Raw genomic sequence first — 16,448 nt, forward strand, 5'->3', positions numbered from 1 at the left:
AATCGCTTTCATAAAACGAAGGAGTGAATTCAATGAACCAGGCTAACGGGAAGAACAGTTTGTTCAAGGGCGTGAATGGGAATAAGCGGATCTCGCTGGCGCTAATTGCGATCATGACCATGACGATTCTCTTGTCCTTTCCGCAGGTCGGCTTCGCGGCGACGTCCGCGACGATTCAATTCAATCAGAGCCAGGGTCAACGCAGCCCGAACGTCTTCGGAGGCGCGATCAACCAGCTGGACGGCGCATCCGACGTGGATTCCCTTCGCTCCGTAGGCATTAGCTTCGCCCGCCGCGACGTCTATTTATCCCAAATCCTGCCCAATACGACCGTCGCGCAATATTTGGCGGACATGTCCGTCGCGGGCGGCGTGGACGACCCGAACAATTGGGATTGGAGCCAGTACGGATGGGTGGATACCTACCATAACAAAGGGCTCAAGACCATGATCATCCTGTCCTATAACGTGGTTTGGTTGTCTTCTAACAACGCGAATAACGGCGTTCCGAAGAACTGGACCGTCTACGAGGACATCGTTAAGAAAATCGCGCAGCGATTCCAAGGGAAGATCGATTTCATCGAGGTTTGGAACGAACCGGATCTCGCCCAATTCCTCGATATTTCGAATAGCGGTTACGCCAACAGCTTGGCGGCTTACAAGGCGATCTACACGCATGCGGCCAACGCGGTCCGCAGCGTCAACGCCACGATTCCGATCGGCGGGCCTTCGTTGTCGACGACGGACACGAGCTGGGCGAATGCCTTGCTTCAGGACGCGAACATTAAGCCGAACGTCAACTTCCTGTCCTATCACCAATATCAGATGGTCCCTAACGGCGAGCCGAATATTCAGGCTTTAAGGAACGTGGCCGCCGCGAACGGCGTCTCCAATATGCCGATCTATATCACCGAATGGAATTGGGATTGGCAGTACATCGGCTCTTCGATGAACAATGATTCGATTCATGCCATTCCTTACGTCGCCCAAAGATTGAACGATATGATATGGAACAACGCTGCGGGAACCGGCTACTTTGCCTTCAACAAGCAAACGACGCATCCGGATTTCTATTCGATCTATTCGAACGGAAGCCTGACGCCGAAGATGAACACCTATCGCGTATTGGCCAAACAATTGGGACTCGGGGCCGGCGCTTTCACCTTGAGAGGCAGCTCTTGGGTCAACGGAGCATCGACGATCGTGGCGGGCGGCGCGACCAACGCGAGCGGGAATCCGGTCGCTTGGGTCGTCAATACATCCACCTCGGGCGGGGATAACCTGAACTTTAATTTTAACGGATTAAAAGCGAACACGTCGTATGTAGCCGCGGCTTACGAGGCGAGCCTGTGGCAGAACGGAACGGCGGTAAGCTTCACGACCTCGTTCACGACGAACGCGAGCGGGAACGCGACCCTATCCTTTTGGACGCCGTACGAATCGGTTATCGGCATTAAACTGACTGAGCAAACCCCGAGCCCCGGCGTCGTGTCGAACGGAAGCTTTGAATCGCCGACCACCACGAACTTCGCTTACAGGCCATTAGGCGCGACTTGGACGTTTACGGGCGATGCGGGCATTCAGCGCAACGGCGGCGACTTCGGCGCTTCGGCCGCTCCGCTGGGGGTGCAGACCGCATTCGTTCAGAATAGCGGGACGATGTCCCAACTCGTCAGTCTGGCGGCGGGTACGTACAAAGTCACCTTTAAGGCGGCCAAACGAACGAGTTACGGCGGTACGCAAACCTTCAAGGTCATGTTCGATTCGACCTTGATCGGCACTTATACGCCTTCGACGGGTACGTTCGCGGCCCTTACGACGAGCAATTTCACGGCAACGGCGGGCACCCATACGATTAGCTTCGTCGGTACGACAACCGGAGACAACACCGACTTCATCGACGACGTCGTGCTATCAGCTGTGTAAAAAAAGAAGCTTTTAAACAGCTCGGCCAGTTTTTCAATCTGAAGGCGAGAGGTGTATATTCGTGAAAAAGTTCGTCGTTCTGCTGTCTATCTTTGGGATGCTGTTTGGCGTGCCTTCCGCGTATGCCCAATATGGATATGGGGATACGGTAAGTACGGCTGTTAATGTCAGTCTCGGATCCGGCTACGGAACGTTTCTGCAAGGCGGCGAAGCCGATATTTTCGTATTCAAAAATAACACTGCTCAATCGATCACGACGACGGCAAATCTACTTTCCCCTTCAGACGTTAATTATAACTATTGGGTAGAGGTACACAATCCGGGCGGCTCTGTCACTTACCTTAATCCATGGGATAACGGCATCGGCGGTTTAGATTCGATTCAAATAACGGTTGGTCCGGGAAGCAAAGCATACTTTATCGTGTCCGACACCGGAACGTTATCCAGCGCAAGCTATAGCTTCTGGCTGAATTAAGCCATTTCATCAGAGGAGAGGCCGCTGAATCCAGGCGGCCTTTTAATTTGCAGCGGCAAATGGGGGAATAACTGGCATATACATCCGGGATGGCGGTCGGCATGCTGCCTTTACTTCGATTTGCAGAGATTTGGTCACGTCCTATCCACGTTTGGCGATTCGTTCGTCGTAATGGTCAAGCTTCATGTTTAAGAGTTCAAGCAGTTCTTGAAGTTCTTGGATCTTGTCTTCGACCTGAGTTTTCTGCTCTTGAATGATCCGGCGCTTATCCGGGAGCGTATCCTCGCCGAGCAGGTCAAGCCTATTAAAAGCTTTGATCGAGTCGACTGACATCCCCGCTTCGCGCATGCAAATAATCATACGAATTCTCGCCAGGTCGGACTCCCGGTAAATCCGTCTTCCGTTGTCCAACCGCTCAATGGCAGGCAGCAAGCCCTCCTTTTCGTAATATCGAAATGTGTGTTGGGGTAAATTAAACATCTTCGAGACTTCCTTTACGGAATATGCCATTTTACATCTCACGTTCTTTCTCGAAAAAGACTTTGGTATTGACTTAAAGTTCACTTTAAATTATAGACTAGTCCCATCTTCCAAGAAAGGCAGTGAGTGATATGAGCAAAAATGTAAATCAATCGCCGATCCATTCTGGTTTCGGCTCTCGGACAACCGCGAAGGAGGTCTTGGGAACTGTAAGCTTGCAGGGAAAGGTTGCGATCGTGACCGGCGGATATTCAGGGATCGGTTTGGAGACGACGCGGGTTCTAGCAAATGCCGGCGCGACTGTTCTTGTCCCAGTACGAAGCTTTGAGAAAGGGGTGACCGCACTAAAGGACATCCCGAGTGCAGAATTAATACCGATGGATTTAATGGATCCTGACTCGATTGACAGGTTCGCCGAGCGTTTTTTGGCTACGGACAGGCCGCTTCACATCCTTATCAATAGTGCCGGCGTGATGGCGACTCCTCTTCGGCGCGATCGTCGAGGATATGAATCACAGCTTGCCACGAATCATCTCGGCCATTTTCAACTAGCCGCAAGGCTCTGGCCGGCTCTGAAACGTGCTAATGGCGCACGAGTCGTTTCGATTTCGTCGAGAGGGCATCGGCTGGGGGGTGTCGACTTTGACGATCCGAATTTCGAGCGGAAAGCGTATGACAAATGGAAAGCTTACGCCCAGTCCAAAAGCGCGAACATCTTGTTTGCCTTGGAAATGGATAAACGGGGCAGGGCGCATGGCGTCCGAGCGTTCTCAGTCCATCCGGGCCTGATCCCCGAAACGAATCTTGGGCGGGACTTGACTGAAGAAGAGCGGGGCCCGAAGCCGATCAAAGACGAGCGGGGACACTCCGTTTCCAACGAACAATATGCCGTGTTCAAGACTGCGGAACAGGGTGCAGCGACGAGCGTATGGTGCGCGGTCAGCCCGCAACTTGAAGGCTTGGGCGGCGTTTATTGCGAAGACGCGGATATTGCGGAAGCCGTACCCGCCGACAGCCCCCGTCCGGACGGTGTTCGTCCATGGGCGATCGATCCGGAATTGGCGGCTCGGTTATGGAAACTGAGCGAGGGTCTGATTAAAATCCCGTTTGCTGTGGAATGAGTGCAAGAGAACCCGCAACCGTTAACGGCTTCGCAAAGCTCTCAACGAAAGCAAGCGAACACTGAATAGGCTTCCCGCCCAACCGGCGGAGGGCCTATTTTTTTTCTCTCCAAGTACACCAATACTTTAATAAAACCTAAAGTTAAAACTGGATTTTTAAATACAAATATCGTCATATTCTTACAGATGGAAGAGTTATAAAGGGAGGAATGAACACATATATGCATAAACCGTGTCATAATAATAGGGGATTTGGTGAAATTAACAGGAAAATAGATTTTATATAAATATTGACAGAAAGGCAGGATTGTAATTATCATGAAAACGTAAACAGTTTTAGGTTTTATTAAAATAAACATCAAGGTCAGTCTGCTGATGCAGCTCTAACTTGGGTCTTGCTTGACCCAGGCGCACAAACCTTATTCAAAGGGAGAGGGGGAAAGGCGTATACGATCAGAGCAATGTAGCTGACCATCGTTAATCCATAGCGGATGGCGCGTATTCAAGCCACCGCAAACCCAAAATTCGAATGAACGCCTTTGCTGCGCGGAAAGTAAAAATCTAAACGCAGAGGATGATAATCCAATCATGAACTTCTTATTCAAGAACCCCATTTCCATCAAGCTCACGGTGATGGCACTCGCTTTGGCGATGGTATTGGGGATGCCGTTGACGGCACTGGCCGACCAGAATCCGGCTGGGAAGACGAATGCGGTTGCGGCTCAAGAGCAGCTTGTCGAAGGACCGACCGTGATCAAGGATTCAGCATCGCCGACCGGCTATACCGTCCGGTTCGTGTATAAAAATGAAAGCGCTACCCGTGTAACGTTCGCGGGCGATATGCTGCTCCGAAACTGGGCGGATCCAAGCGATACGAAAGTCTACACGCCGTTCGAGTATAAGCACGGGCTGATGCGAGGAGGCGGCGCATACGAAGTTGAGATGGAAAAGCGCGAAGGCGGCTATTGGGTGACGGAGGTGCCGCTCGCGGCCGGGGCCAATCAATACTGGTTCTACGTGGACGGCAACCGCAACTTCTGGGCGCCGGACCCCGCGAATCCGCCGAAGTTCGCGCCGGACGGCCTGACGGGCAACGCCAGGCGCGCCTTCAACGCGGTATATGTGCCGAACGATCCGGACAAACAGGACGCGCTCATGGGGGCGCGCGAGATTGAAAACCCGAGAACCGACGGCAAAAAAAGGCACGTGGGATTATGTAGCCATCCCGACGCAGATCAACGACAGGACAAGGTATCTTGGCGTGTATCTGCCGTACGGCTACGACGCGAACCGGGCAAAGCCTTACAAAACGATCTACATGCAGCATGGCAGCGGCCAGGACGCGTCCGACTGGATGACGATCGGCAGCGTGCCGAACATCATGGATAACCTGCTCGCGCAGGGTCTGACAGAGCCCGCGGTCGTCGTCACGACGGACTCCACGTATCTTGGCAACGCGAACGCCGGCTTTCCGAATCTGTTCAACATCATCCTGCCGTTCGTGGAACAAACCTATAATGTGTCGAAGCAGGCGGCCGACCGGTCGTTCGCCGGTCTGTCGATGGGCGGCGGCATCACGGCGAACATCATCAACTTCGACGCTTCGAAGTTCGGCTACTATGGCGTGTGGAGCGGCGGCACGGTTCGTGCCAACGCGGCGAACCTGGATAAACCTTATATTCTGTTCGCCGGGGGCAGATATGATTTTGGATTGCCGAATCCGACCCAATTAGCCACGTTGGACGGCATCGCGAAGTATAAGAATGTCGTGGTAGCCGGCGGTCACGACTTCAATACCTGGAACCAGCTGTTCGCGATGTATGCCAGAGACTATCTGTGGAAGCCCAAGGCATTTACGGGCGAGGAGCAGCTGGTAGAAGGACCGACCGTGATCAAGGATGCCGAGTCGCCGACCGGCTACACCGTGCGGTTCGTCTATAAGAACGAAAATGCGACCAGCGTAACGTTCGCGGGCGACATGCTGCTGCGGAATTGGGCGGACCCCTCCGACACGAAGGTGTACCAGCCTAGCGAATACAAGCACGGGCTGATGCGCGGGGGCGGCGCGTACGAGGTTGCGATGGAAAAGCGCGAAGGCGGCTATTGGGTGACGGAGGTGCCGCTCGCGGCCGGGGCCAATCAATACTGGTTCTACATCGACGGCAACCGCAACTTCTGGGCGCCGGATCCGGCGAATCCGCCGAAGTTCGCGCCGGATGGCCTGACGGGCAACGCCAGACGCGCCTTCAACGCGGTGTATGTGCCGAACGATCCGGACAAACAGGACGCGCTCATGGGGGCGCGCGAGATTGAAAACCCGAGAACCGACGGCAAGAAAGGCACGTGGGATTATGTAGCTATCCCGACGCAGATCAACGACAGAACGCGGTATCTGGGCGTGTACCTGCCGCACGGCTATGACCCCGACCGGGCGGAGCCTTACAAAACGATCTACATGCAGCATGGCAGCGGCCAGGACGCGTCCGACTGGATGACGATCGGCAGCGTGCCGAACATCATGGATAACCTGCTCGCGCAGGGTCTGACAGAGCCCGCAGTCGTCGTCACGACGGACTCCACGTATCTTGGCAACGCGAACGCCGGCTATCCGAATTTGTTCAACATCATCCTGCCGTTCGTGGAAGAAACCTATAACGTGTCCAAGAAAGCGGAAGATCGGTCGTTCGCCGGTCTGTCGGCAGGCGGGATCGCGACGGCCAACATCATTAACTTCGACGCGACGAAGTTCGGCTACTATGGCGTATGGAGCGGCGGCGTCGGCGTACGCGCCACCTCGCAGCATCTGGATGTGCCGTATATTCTCTTTGCGGGCGGCCGCTATGATTTCGGTCTGCCGAATCCGACCCAAGTCGCCGCATTGGACAATATCGCGAATTATAAAAATATCGTGGTCGCCGGCGGACACGATTTTAACACCTGGAATCAGATGTTCGCGATTTACGCGAGAGATTATTTGTGGAAGCCGAGCGCGTTTACGAGCGTGCTGAAGATCAACGATCCCGAGGCGGGCGGCGCACTGCCTGCAGGTCAAGTCGGGACCGTCTATGAGCAATCGCTCGCACTGGCGGCGACCGGCGGCACCGAGCCCTACGTTTGGAGCGCGTCCGGATTGCCGGAAGGTCTGAGCTTCGACGCATCGGCGAAGAAAATCTCAGGCACGCCCGCTGAAGGCGCGGATTCGTCCAGTCCGTATACGGTCGCCATCACGGTGACGGATGCCGCTGGCAGAACCGCTTCCGTGACCCATACGCTGGCGATCTCGCCGGCATCCACGACCGCGGAGGTTGCTGCGTCTCTCGCCGGCGTCGGCAGCGTGAGTCCGGGAGCGGCGTTCTCGCTGACATTCTCCCTGTCCGGCGTTACGAAGACGGTCTATGCCCAGGACGTACGGATCGAATACGACCCGGCCCTGTTCGAATTCGTCGGAGCCGACTCCCTGATCGACGGCGTCGCCATCGTCGGGACGAAGTCCGACACGCCGGGCTCGGTTCGGATCCTCCTGGCGAGCGAAGGGAAGCAGCATGCGGTCACCGCGGACGGCGATATGCTGCGCTTGAACTGGAAAGCGAAGTCCCTGACGGAAACGAAGAGCGGTGAATTTAAGATCGCGAGCGCGCTTTTGTCGGACGGCGCCGCGGAGGAATCGGCGGTGCCCGGGGCTCCGCATGCCGTACAGATCACCTACACGGTACCGACGGTCCCTGGCGACGTGAACGGCGACGGCCGCGTCAGCTTGAGCGATCTCGCGCTTCTCGCCGCAGGCTACGGTACGTCGAACGCGAAGCTCGACGTGAATGGCGACGGCGTCGTCGATATTCAAGATCTGGTATTCGTCGCACGTCTTATTCTGGGAGATTAACGCAGGCGGGAGGAAGGGGAGTCTCTCTTCCTCCTTCCATTTGTGGAGGTTGACGCGATGACGAACAAATGGACGCTGCTCTGCTTGGCTGCGCTGCTGACCATCATGGGTTTTCCGTCTCCTTCGGCGAATGCGGCCGCTACCGCGTTCGGACTGGACGCCGACCGGTCGGAGGTCGCCGCGGGAGATACGGTTCGTCTCACGGTCAGCGGCAAGGGGCTTAGCGACGTATACGGATATGAAGCGGTCGTAACCTTCGACACGGATCAATTCACCTTCGTCTCGGCGCGGAACGCCTTGCCGAAAGGCAGCGCCGGCGAATCGAACGGCTTCTCCATCACGCCCGTAATCTCCGGCAACGAGGTGACCTTTGCCCATACCAAGGTCGGGCGAATCTCCGGCGTCAGCGGCGATCAGCCGCTCGCGGTATTCGTTTTCCAGGCGAAAAAGGCGGGGGAGCGGATCCATCTCGCTGTCCGAAGTGAAAGTCGTGCATGCCGATGTCTCGGCGGACAAGTACGCGCCATCCCGTCTGGCCAGCATCTCGATCCGCCCCGGCAGCGGGGGCGGCGGGCTGCCCGCGTTGGGCCAGACGAACGCAGGAGGGACGCTTAAAATCGAGCTGCAATCCGCCGATCTGCAGCGGGCGATTGAGGCATCGGCGAACGGACAACTGCGTATAGACGTGCGGGAGGAGGGCGGACAGCCTTACCGAAACGTAGAGATCGCCATGCCCGTCGAACTTGTGCTTAAGGAAGCTGCGCGGATCCGCGAGATCGTCATCGATACCGGACTGGCCGTCGTCGCGATCCCGGTCGACCCGGCGCGCGGCGTGTTGGCGGCCGGATCGCGCAGGATCACGCTGACGGTCCATACGCTGGATCCGGCGACTATACCGGCCGGCCCGAGGAGCCTGATCGGTTCATCGGCCGCGCTTGAATTCAAGCTGTCGGTCGACGGCGTGCCTGTCGACGGTCTTGATGGCCTGCCGATCCGACTGGAGCTGCCTTATCGCCTGAAGCAGGGAGAAGCGCCCGGGAGGGTGGTCGCCTACTATATTGGCGACGACGGTCATGCGGAGGTCGTTAAAAATTCCCGTTACGACTCATCCATCGCATCGGTCGTCCTGCATCCCAAACGCTTAGGTCGCTTTGCCGCGGCGTACGCGAATGTCTCCTTCAAGGACTTGACCGGCTTCGCGTGGGCGCAGGAGAGCATCGCGTCCCTGGCCGCCCGGGACATCGCTGCCGGAACGGGAGGCGGCGCGTTCGAGCCGAGCCGTCCGGTCACCCGCGCCGAATTCATCCGGCTCCTCATGGGCGCGTTCGACCTGGTCGACGAAGGCGCGGCGGTCACCTTCCGCGACGTCGAGGCGGGCGCATGGTACGCAAGCGCGGTCGCGTCCGCGCAGAAGCTGGGCATCGTGAAGGGCAGGACGGACGGTACCTTCGGCCCGAACGATCCCATCGCGAGGCAGGATATGGCCGTCATGATCTTCCAGGCGGCCGAGGCGCTCGGGGAGGATCTGGTGGCAGGCGCGTCCGCAGTTCCTTTCACCGATCAATCGGCCGTGTCCGCTTACGCTTCGGAAGCCGTCAAGGCCATGCAGAAGAGCGGATTGATCCTGGGGACGGGGAACGGAAAATTCCAGCCTAAAGCGCATGCCAATCGGGCGCAGGCCGCAGTGATTCTATACCGGCTATACCAGCGGATGTAAACTAAAATCCCGCTCGCCAGGCGAGCGGGATCTCCTTTAACGCGTGCCGTTATTTCGGAATGCCGGCGAGCTTCGGACAAGCCGGCGAACGTCTGCCGACATGGACATCTCACTCGATTACGTCATAAAGCACCCTGGCGATCAAATCCTGCTTATAGTTCCCGAAGTGGGCGCCGTAGATCGTAAGCCCGCCGATCTTCCCGGTCTCGCAGACGCCGATCCGGAACCGAATGTCGGAGTTCTGATGCAGCTCGATGTCGTTAATCGTGGTCTGGGATAACCGGATGCCGTCAATGAAGGTGCCGTTTTCATTGATGCGGATCATTTTGAGCAGTCCGTATTGATTCAGGTGAGGCGGCCACCATTTGGGCGCGACCTTGCCCTTCTCGCCGCCAAAGTCGCCCGGCGACGTCCATATGCCGACTTCCTTGTTGTTCACGGAATAGACGATGTCGGAAGGGTAGTCGTTATTGTAGCTCGGCGCTTCGGATCCGATCTCGAAGATGAACTGCAGCTCGCTGAAGCGCTGCCGAGGCTTCAGATAGTTGGGAATCCGGTATTCCAGGTAGCCCCGCGTCAGCCAGACGATGCCGGCGTTGATCCGCTCGGGATGGGCGAAGTAGCTGGGATTGTCGAATTCGCCGATAATGCTGTCTTTTGTCGCCAGCCCGCATGTCGGTTCCACCCTGTAATCCGTATAATGCCCGACCTTAATTTCGACTTCGTACAAATTGCGGCTTGCGCCTTCGCGATGCAGCTCGACGGTGAGCATGTCATCGTTCAGGTAACAGATCTTCTGGAGCCCGTGCTTGCCGACCGCCGTCGTGATGTCGATGAGTCCGCTTTCTTCGAGCTTTTTGATGTGCATCGTGATGGCGCCGTTGGTCAGCCCGAGCTTCTCCGCGATCTCGTTCAGATTAAGGCTGTTGTGCGTGGCCAGGAGCTCCAGGATTTCAATTCTGATCTCGGAGCTCAAGGCTTTGAAGATGTTCAATCCGGATCGCAGGTCTTTGATATGGATCAACCGGAAGGCCTCCCGTACCTATCATTTCATTCATTATAAACTTAAAGCGAAATGATGAGAATAGCGGGACTTGCGATGATGCGAAAAATGGCGAAAAATAGCACAAAAGTTATTAGAAAGCGTTTTAATTTAAATATTGACAAGATTAAACGCCTCTATTTATGATGAAAGGGTAAACAGTTTTAGGTTTTATTAAAACAAACATCCGGGTCAGTCTGATGCATCAATCGGCTCCGGCTTGGTTCCCGTTCCGGGAAGCAAGCGTACCAACCTAATTTTGAGGGGGATACGATGTGAAAAGACATGTGCTATCGGTGTTGTCTCTGATGGTCGCGCTCGTCGTGGTACTCGCCGCCTGTTCAAGCGGCAACAAGCCGGATAGCTCGGCTTCGGCTTCGTCGTCGGCTTCCGCATCCGGCGGATCGCCGGCCGGGGAAGCCAAGCTGGAGATGTGGACGTTTAACGAGCTCCACAAGACGTTCTACGACGACATGGCCAAACGCTGGAACGAGGCCAATCCAGACAAGAAAATCCAGCTCAGCGTCAGCGTCTTTCCGTACGAAGACATGCACAACAAGCTGCTCGTCGCCCTGCAGTCAGGCACCGGGGCGCCAGACCTGGCCGATATCGAGCTCAACAAGTTTCCGAATTTCCTCAAGGGCGAACCCCAGCTCATTCCTCTCAACGATATCGTAGAACCGGAGATCACCAATCTCGTCAAATCCCGCTTGGACATCTACGCCAAGGACGGCCAATACTACGGCATCGACTTCCACGTCGGCGCGGCCGTCATCTACTACAACAAAGAAATTCTGGACAAAGCGGGCGTGAATCCCGACGAGATCGTAACCTGGGCCGATTACGAAGCGGCGGGCAAAAAAGGTGCTGGACGCCACCGGCGTCCCGATGACGACGCTCGAGACGTCCGACATTTGGTCGCTGATGCCGCAGGTCGCGCAGGCTCCGGGCAAAGACGACTTGCAAACCGCCGACGGGCAGCTGAATATCACGAGCGCGGTCGTAGCCGGACCGCTTAAATGGCAGCAAAATTTGATCAAATCCAAAGTCGCGATTCTGACGCCGGGCGGCAACCATCACGCGGAAGAATATTACGGCATGATGAACGGCGGCGGAGCCGCTTCGGTCTGGATGCCGATGTGGTACATGGGTCGCTTTACGGACTACATGCCGGACCTCAAAGGCAAGATCGTCATTAAGCCGATGCCGGTCTGGAATCAAGGCGAGCCTCGCTCCGCAGGCATGGGGGGGCACCGGCACGGCGGTGACGAAGACGTCCAAAAATCAGGAGGCGGCCAAGGCCTTTCTCGCCTACGCCAAGCTCTCCAAAGAAGGCAACATCGAGATCTGGAGGCAGCTGGGCTTCGACCCGCTCCGTTCGGATGTATGGGATGCGCCCGAACTGAAGGAATCGAACAAATTCACGGATTACTTCGGCCCCAACATCTTCGACGTCTTGACGGAAGTCAAGAATGAGATCGAAGGCGTCGTCGTCAACGAAAAAACGCCGGCGATCTCGGATGCCTTCAAGACGAGCGTCATCACGCGCATACTCCTCGACAACGAGGACGTCGACAAGGTATTGGCCGAAGCCGCAAATCAGCTGAAATAGGATAACGTCCGGCACCGCCCGGCCCGTTTTATGGGGCAGGCGGTGCCGGCATACGAAAGGCGGGTCTTTGATGCAGAGCACCTCCCCGGCTACGGCAAAGCAACCGGTTCCCTTCAAAGAACGCAGACTGACCGGATTTCTGTATTCGCAGCGAGTCGCCCCGTGGTTTTTTTATTCTTCCTTTTCTGATCTCGTTTGCCTTGTTTTTCGTTTACCCGGTAATTTCCGCGGTCAATATGAGCTTTCAGCAGGTCTTGCCCGGTCAGGTGGAATACATAGGCTTCGAAAACTACGACAAGCTGTGGAACCCGACCTTCCTCAAGTCCATCGTCAATAGCAGCAAGTATACGTTATATACGCTGCTTATTCTGATCCCCTTGCCACTTGTGCTGGCCGTCTTCCTCAACTCGAAAGCGATGGTGCTCCGAAACTTCTTCCGGTCCGCGCTGTTCATTCCCGCGCTCACTTCGGTCGTGGTGGCCGGCACGGTTTTTCGTCTGGCCTTCGGCGAACTGGACGGTTCGCTCATGAATTCCTTTATCGGCTGGCTCGGGTTCGAGCCGCAGCGCTGGCTTCGGCGGGAAGGGCTCGCCATGTTCGCGCTCGTGCTGCTGGCCAGCTGGCGGTGGATCGGCGTCAACCTGCTGTACTTCATGGCGGGGCTCCAGAACATTCCAAAGGAGCTATACGAGTCCGCGGAGATCGACGGCGCCAACAACTGGAACAAGTTCATGCGCATTACGCTGCCCTTGCTGAAGCCGATCAGCATCTATGTATTTACGATCAGCATTTACGGTGGTTATTCCATGTTCACCGAGAGCTACATGCTGTGGGCGGGAAACCGCTCGCCGAACGATATCGGACTCACGATCGTCGGTTACTTGTACCGCAACGGGCTCGAGCAGAACAATCTGGGTCTCGGCTCGGCGGTCGGCATCGTGCTGCTCTTGCTCACTTTCGTCGTCACCATTGTGCAGCTGAAGCTGTTCGGCATGTTCCGGAAGGAGGAATGAACGGTGCATACCGCCGGAAAACGCAAATGGTCGGTCGCTGCCGTGCTCCTGGTGCTGCTGTTTACCCTGTTCGGCGCATTCGCGGTATTTCCGATCGTCACGCTGATCATCGCTTCCTTCAAGCCCGCCCGGGAATTGATGCGCTACGGACTGAATCTGAAGATCGACCCCGAACTGTTCTCGTTCAAAAATTATACCTACTTGTTCTCCGGCGAATCGCTCTATCTGACCTGGTACGGCAACAGCCTGCTGATCACGGCAATATTCACCGTGCTGTGCCTCTTGCTGTCGTCGATGGTCGGCTACGCGCTCGCCGTCTATCGGTTCAGGCTCCGCAACCTGGTATTCGTCCTCGTGCTCGTGATGATGATGATCCCCATCGAGATCATCATTCTTCCGCTGTATAAGCTGTCGATCTCGCTCAAGCTCATCAACAGCATGTGGGGCATTATTCTTCCGTTTGCCGTCGCCCCGCTGCCGATCTTTTTCTTTCGGCAATACGCATCCGGTCTGCCGCGGGACTTTCTGGATGCGGGACGCGTGGACGGATGTACAGAGCTCGGCATGTTTTTCCGGATCATGATGCCCTTGATGGCGCCGGCATTCTCGTCGATGGCCATTTTGCAGGCACTGTTCAGCTGGAACAACTTCCTGTGGCCTCTCATCGTTCTCCGCACCAACGAGCAGTTGACGATACCAATCGGACTGTCCACGCTGCTGACGCCGTACGGCAATAACTTCGACATGCTGATCTCCGGCGCGGTGCTCGCGATTCTTCCCATTCTGGCCGTATTCCTATTCTTTCAAAAGTATTTTATCGAAGGCATGACGGCGGGCGGGGTTAAAGGCTAATCCAGCCGCAGCCGGTCATCGAGTAAACAGGAGGTAGGGCAGGCGACATGCTGAATGCGAAAATGACCCTGGAAAAAGAATTCACGATCGCGGAGATCGACCCTCGCATCTACGGCTCGTTTATCGAGCATCTCGGAAGGGCAGTCTACGGCGGGATCTATGAGCCCGGCCATCCGGATGCCGACGAGAAAGGTTACCGGAGGGACGTGAGCAAGCTGATCGCGGATCTGCGGGTGCCCATCGTCCGGTACCCGGGCGGGAACTTCGTGTCCGGATACAACTGGGAGGATGGCATAGGACCGAGAGAGAATCGGCCGAGAAAACTGGAGCTCGCTTGGCGCACGATCGAGACGAACGAATTCGGTACGAACGAATTCGTCGATTGGGCCCGAAGCGTCGGCGCGCAGGTGATGATGGCGGTGAACCTGGGCACCCGCGGCATAGACGAGGCGCGAAGCCTCATTGAATACTGCAATCATCCCGGCGGCACGTATTGGAGCGACCTGCGCAAGCAGCACGGTTACGCCCGGCCGCACGCGATCAAGACGTGGTGTCTCGGCAACGAGATGGACGGTCCCTGGCAGATCGGCCACAAAACCGCAGAGGAATACGGGCGTCTTTCCCTCGAGACGGCGAAGGTCATGAAGTGGGTAGATCCGACGATCGAAGTCGTCTCCTGCGGCAGCTCCAACACGAATATGCCGACTTTTCCGGAATATGAAGCAACGTCGCTGGACCTGAACTACGAAGCCGTCGATTACGTATCGCTGCATCAATATTACGGCAACCGAACCAATGACACGGCCAGCTTCCTCGCTTATTCGATGGATCTGGACCATTTTATCCGGACGATCAAGTCGACGTGCGATTATATCCAGGCGAAAAAAAGAAGCAAGAAGACGATGTATCTCAGCTTCGACGAATGGAATGTCTGGTTCCACTCCAACGAGGCGGACAAACAAATCGAGCCGTGGACGATCGCGCCTCCGCAGCTGGAGGATATTTATACCTTCGAAGACGCGCTGCTGGTCGGCTCCATGCTGATCACGCTTCTGAAGCACGCGGATCGCGTGAAGATCGCATGTCTGGCGCAGCTCGTCAATGTCATCGCCCCGATCATGACCGTGAACGGCGGAGGCTCGTGGCGGCAGACCATTTACTACCCTTATCTGCATGCGTCCGTCTATGGACGCGGGATCGCGCTGCAGCCGGTCGTATCCTCCCCGAAGTACGATTCCAAGGCGTTCACCGATGTTCCGTACCTGGACAGCGTAGCGGTTTTTAATCCGGAACTGGAGGAGATCGCGGTCTTCGCGGTTAACCGCAGTCTGAACGATTCCCTCGCGCTCGAGTGCGACATCCGGAGCTTCGGCGACTACCGCGTAGCCGAGCATATCGTGCTGGAGCACGATGATCTGAAGGCCGTCAATACGCTGCAAGAAGAACGCGTGCGTCCGCATGCCAACGGCCGATCGTCGGCCAGCGAGGGCAGGGTAACGGCCGTGCTGCCGAAGCATTCGTGGCATGTCATCAGGCTCGCGAAGAGCCGGAGCTGATGCTTGTCGACATTACCACCCGACTTGAAGAGAGCAAGGAGGCCATGCTGGATTTGAGCAGTCCCATAATGCAATAGTTTAGCGCAATCGTATAAAGACATTGATGATAAAATGGACTTAAAACAGATAAAGGACTGAATGATATGAACAGTAAAACTTTTCTCATATCAATGGCGACAATCGATGATCTTGATGAATTAACAATTTTGTTTAATGAATATCGTATGTTTTACAATCAGGAATCAAATATCACAGCTGCAAAGACGTTCTTATTTGAACGATTTGAACACAGAGAATCCATTATCTTCGTTGCTAAAGATCTGAATCACAATAAAATAATCGGGTTTACTCAACTGTACCCTTCATTTTCTTCAGTTTCTATGAAAAGATCTTTGATTTTAAATGATCTATATGTACTTTCAGATTTTAGAGGTGCAGGAACTGCGCGGGCATTATTAGAAGCTGCAAAAGATTATGCAAGAAGTATCAAAGCCAAGGGATTAACACTCTCAACAGCGATTGATAATGTAAGAGCACAAGGGGTTTATGAAAAAAGTGGCTATGTAAGAGATGAAGAATGTTATCATTATTTTCTAAAGGCCTAGAGAGCCAATAAATTCAGTGCCAAAGTCATAGTATTTTCTACAAGGATTAAAGTAACGGATAAGCCCGGAAGCAGGTAAGCCGCTGCCGGGTTTATTTCCCGTTTCACTGAACACAACAAAAATCAAGTGCAAAACCGGAGAGACCGTTGTATAATGGAGGAAATATCCTG

The 16,448-nt window shown here is 55.4% G+C and carries 14 protein-coding genes and 1 pseudogene; 13 read left to right on the top strand and 2 right to left on the bottom strand.

The window, feature by feature from the left end:
• Positions 1 to 32 precede the first annotated feature (32 nt).
• Positions 33 to 1,925, top strand: coding sequence for a GH39 family glycosyl hydrolase (locus OMP40_RS28305; protein ID WP_277536323.1), 1,893 nt, complete (start codon positions 33 to 35; stop codon positions 1,923 to 1,925).
• A 61-nt stretch (positions 1,926 to 1,986) separates the two neighbouring features.
• The gene (locus OMP40_RS28310) at positions 1,987 to 2,400 is read left to right on the top strand and encodes a hypothetical protein (protein ID WP_277536325.1); all 414 of its coding nucleotides are present in this window, start codon (positions 1,987 to 1,989) and stop codon (positions 2,398 to 2,400) included.
• Positions 2,401 to 2,541: 141 nt separating this feature from the next.
• Here OMP40_RS28310 and OMP40_RS28315 read toward each other — a convergent pair whose 3' ends face one another.
• Positions 2,542 to 2,910, bottom strand: coding sequence for a MerR family transcriptional regulator (locus OMP40_RS28315; RefSeq protein WP_277536329.1), 369 nt, complete (start codon positions 2,908 to 2,910; stop codon positions 2,542 to 2,544).
• Positions 2,911 to 3,011: 101 nt separating this feature from the next.
• Here OMP40_RS28315 and OMP40_RS28320 point away from each other — a divergent pair, with 101 nt between their 5' ends.
• From OMP40_RS28320 to OMP40_RS28340, 5 genes are all read left to right on the top strand, one after another.
• Positions 3,012 to 4,001, top strand: coding sequence for an oxidoreductase (locus OMP40_RS28320; protein ID WP_277536330.1), 990 nt, complete (start codon positions 3,012 to 3,014; stop codon positions 3,999 to 4,001).
• A gap of 588 nt (positions 4,002 to 4,589) precedes the next feature.
• Positions 4,590 to 5,390, top strand: coding sequence for an early set domain-containing protein (locus OMP40_RS28325; protein WP_277536331.1), 801 nt, complete (start codon positions 4,590 to 4,592; stop codon positions 5,388 to 5,390).
• Positions 5,391 to 6,294: 904 nt separating this feature from the next.
• Complete coding sequence (locus OMP40_RS42410) at positions 6,295 to 7,881, top strand: cohesin domain-containing protein (protein WP_277538075.1); 1,587 nt, start codon at positions 6,295 to 6,297, stop codon at positions 7,879 to 7,881.
• A 57-nt stretch (positions 7,882 to 7,938) separates the two neighbouring features.
• Positions 7,939 to 8,496, top strand: a complete 558-nt coding sequence (locus OMP40_RS28335) for a cohesin domain-containing protein (protein WP_277536334.1) — start codon at positions 7,939 to 7,941, stop codon at positions 8,494 to 8,496.
• A 115-nt stretch (positions 8,497 to 8,611) separates the two neighbouring features.
• Complete coding sequence (locus tag OMP40_RS28340; RefSeq protein WP_277538077.1) at positions 8,612 to 9,598, top strand: S-layer homology domain-containing protein; 987 nt, start codon at positions 8,612 to 8,614, stop codon at positions 9,596 to 9,598.
• A 109-nt stretch (positions 9,599 to 9,707) separates the two neighbouring features.
• Here OMP40_RS28340 and OMP40_RS28345 read toward each other — a convergent pair whose 3' ends face one another.
• A complete protein-coding gene (locus tag OMP40_RS28345) occupies positions 9,708 to 10,622 on the bottom strand; it encodes an ArsR/SmtB family transcription factor (RefSeq protein WP_277536337.1) in 915 nt (304 codons plus the stop codon).
• A 293-nt stretch (positions 10,623 to 10,915) separates the two neighbouring features.
• On the opposite strand from OMP40_RS28345, the gene OMP40_RS28350 reads away from it, so the two are divergent.
• The 6 genes and pseudogenes from OMP40_RS28350 to OMP40_RS28375 all read left to right on the top strand — a co-directional run bounded on the left by OMP40_RS28350 (position 10,916) and on the right by OMP40_RS28375 (position 16,278).
• A complete protein-coding gene (locus OMP40_RS28350; protein ID WP_277536339.1) occupies positions 10,916 to 11,659 on the top strand; it encodes an ABC transporter substrate-binding protein in 744 nt (247 codons plus the stop codon).
• A gap of 245 nt (positions 11,660 to 11,904) precedes the next feature.
• Positions 11,905 to 12,252, top strand: a complete 348-nt coding sequence (locus OMP40_RS28355) for a type 2 periplasmic-binding domain-containing protein (RefSeq protein WP_277536341.1) — start codon at positions 11,905 to 11,907, stop codon at positions 12,250 to 12,252.
• Positions 12,253 to 12,322: 70 nt separating this feature from the next.
• Positions 12,323 to 13,265 (top strand): annotated as a pseudogene (locus OMP40_RS28360) (carbohydrate ABC transporter permease).
• A gap of 3 nt (positions 13,266 to 13,268) precedes the next feature.
• Positions 13,269 to 14,117 (top strand): carbohydrate ABC transporter permease, encoded by an 849-nt coding sequence (locus OMP40_RS28365; RefSeq protein ID WP_277536344.1) that lies wholly within the window; start codon positions 13,269 to 13,271, stop codon positions 14,115 to 14,117.
• Between the two features lie 47 nt (positions 14,118 to 14,164).
• Positions 14,165 to 15,673 carry an arabinosylfuranosidase ArfA gene (arfA, locus tag OMP40_RS28370; protein ID WP_277536345.1) on the top strand — a complete coding sequence of 503 codons (1,509 nt, stop codon included), beginning with the start codon at positions 14,165 to 14,167 and terminating at the stop codon, positions 15,671 to 15,673.
• Between the two features lie 143 nt (positions 15,674 to 15,816).
• A complete protein-coding gene (locus OMP40_RS28375; RefSeq protein ID WP_277536347.1) occupies positions 15,817 to 16,278 on the top strand; it encodes a GNAT family N-acetyltransferase in 462 nt (153 codons plus the stop codon).
• Positions 16,279 to 16,448: the final 170 nt, after the last annotated feature.

It is taken from the genome of Cohnella rhizosphaerae (genome assembly GCF_029525575.1).
Lineage (GTDB): Bacteria > Bacillota > Bacilli > Paenibacillales > Paenibacillaceae > Cohnella > Cohnella rhizosphaerae.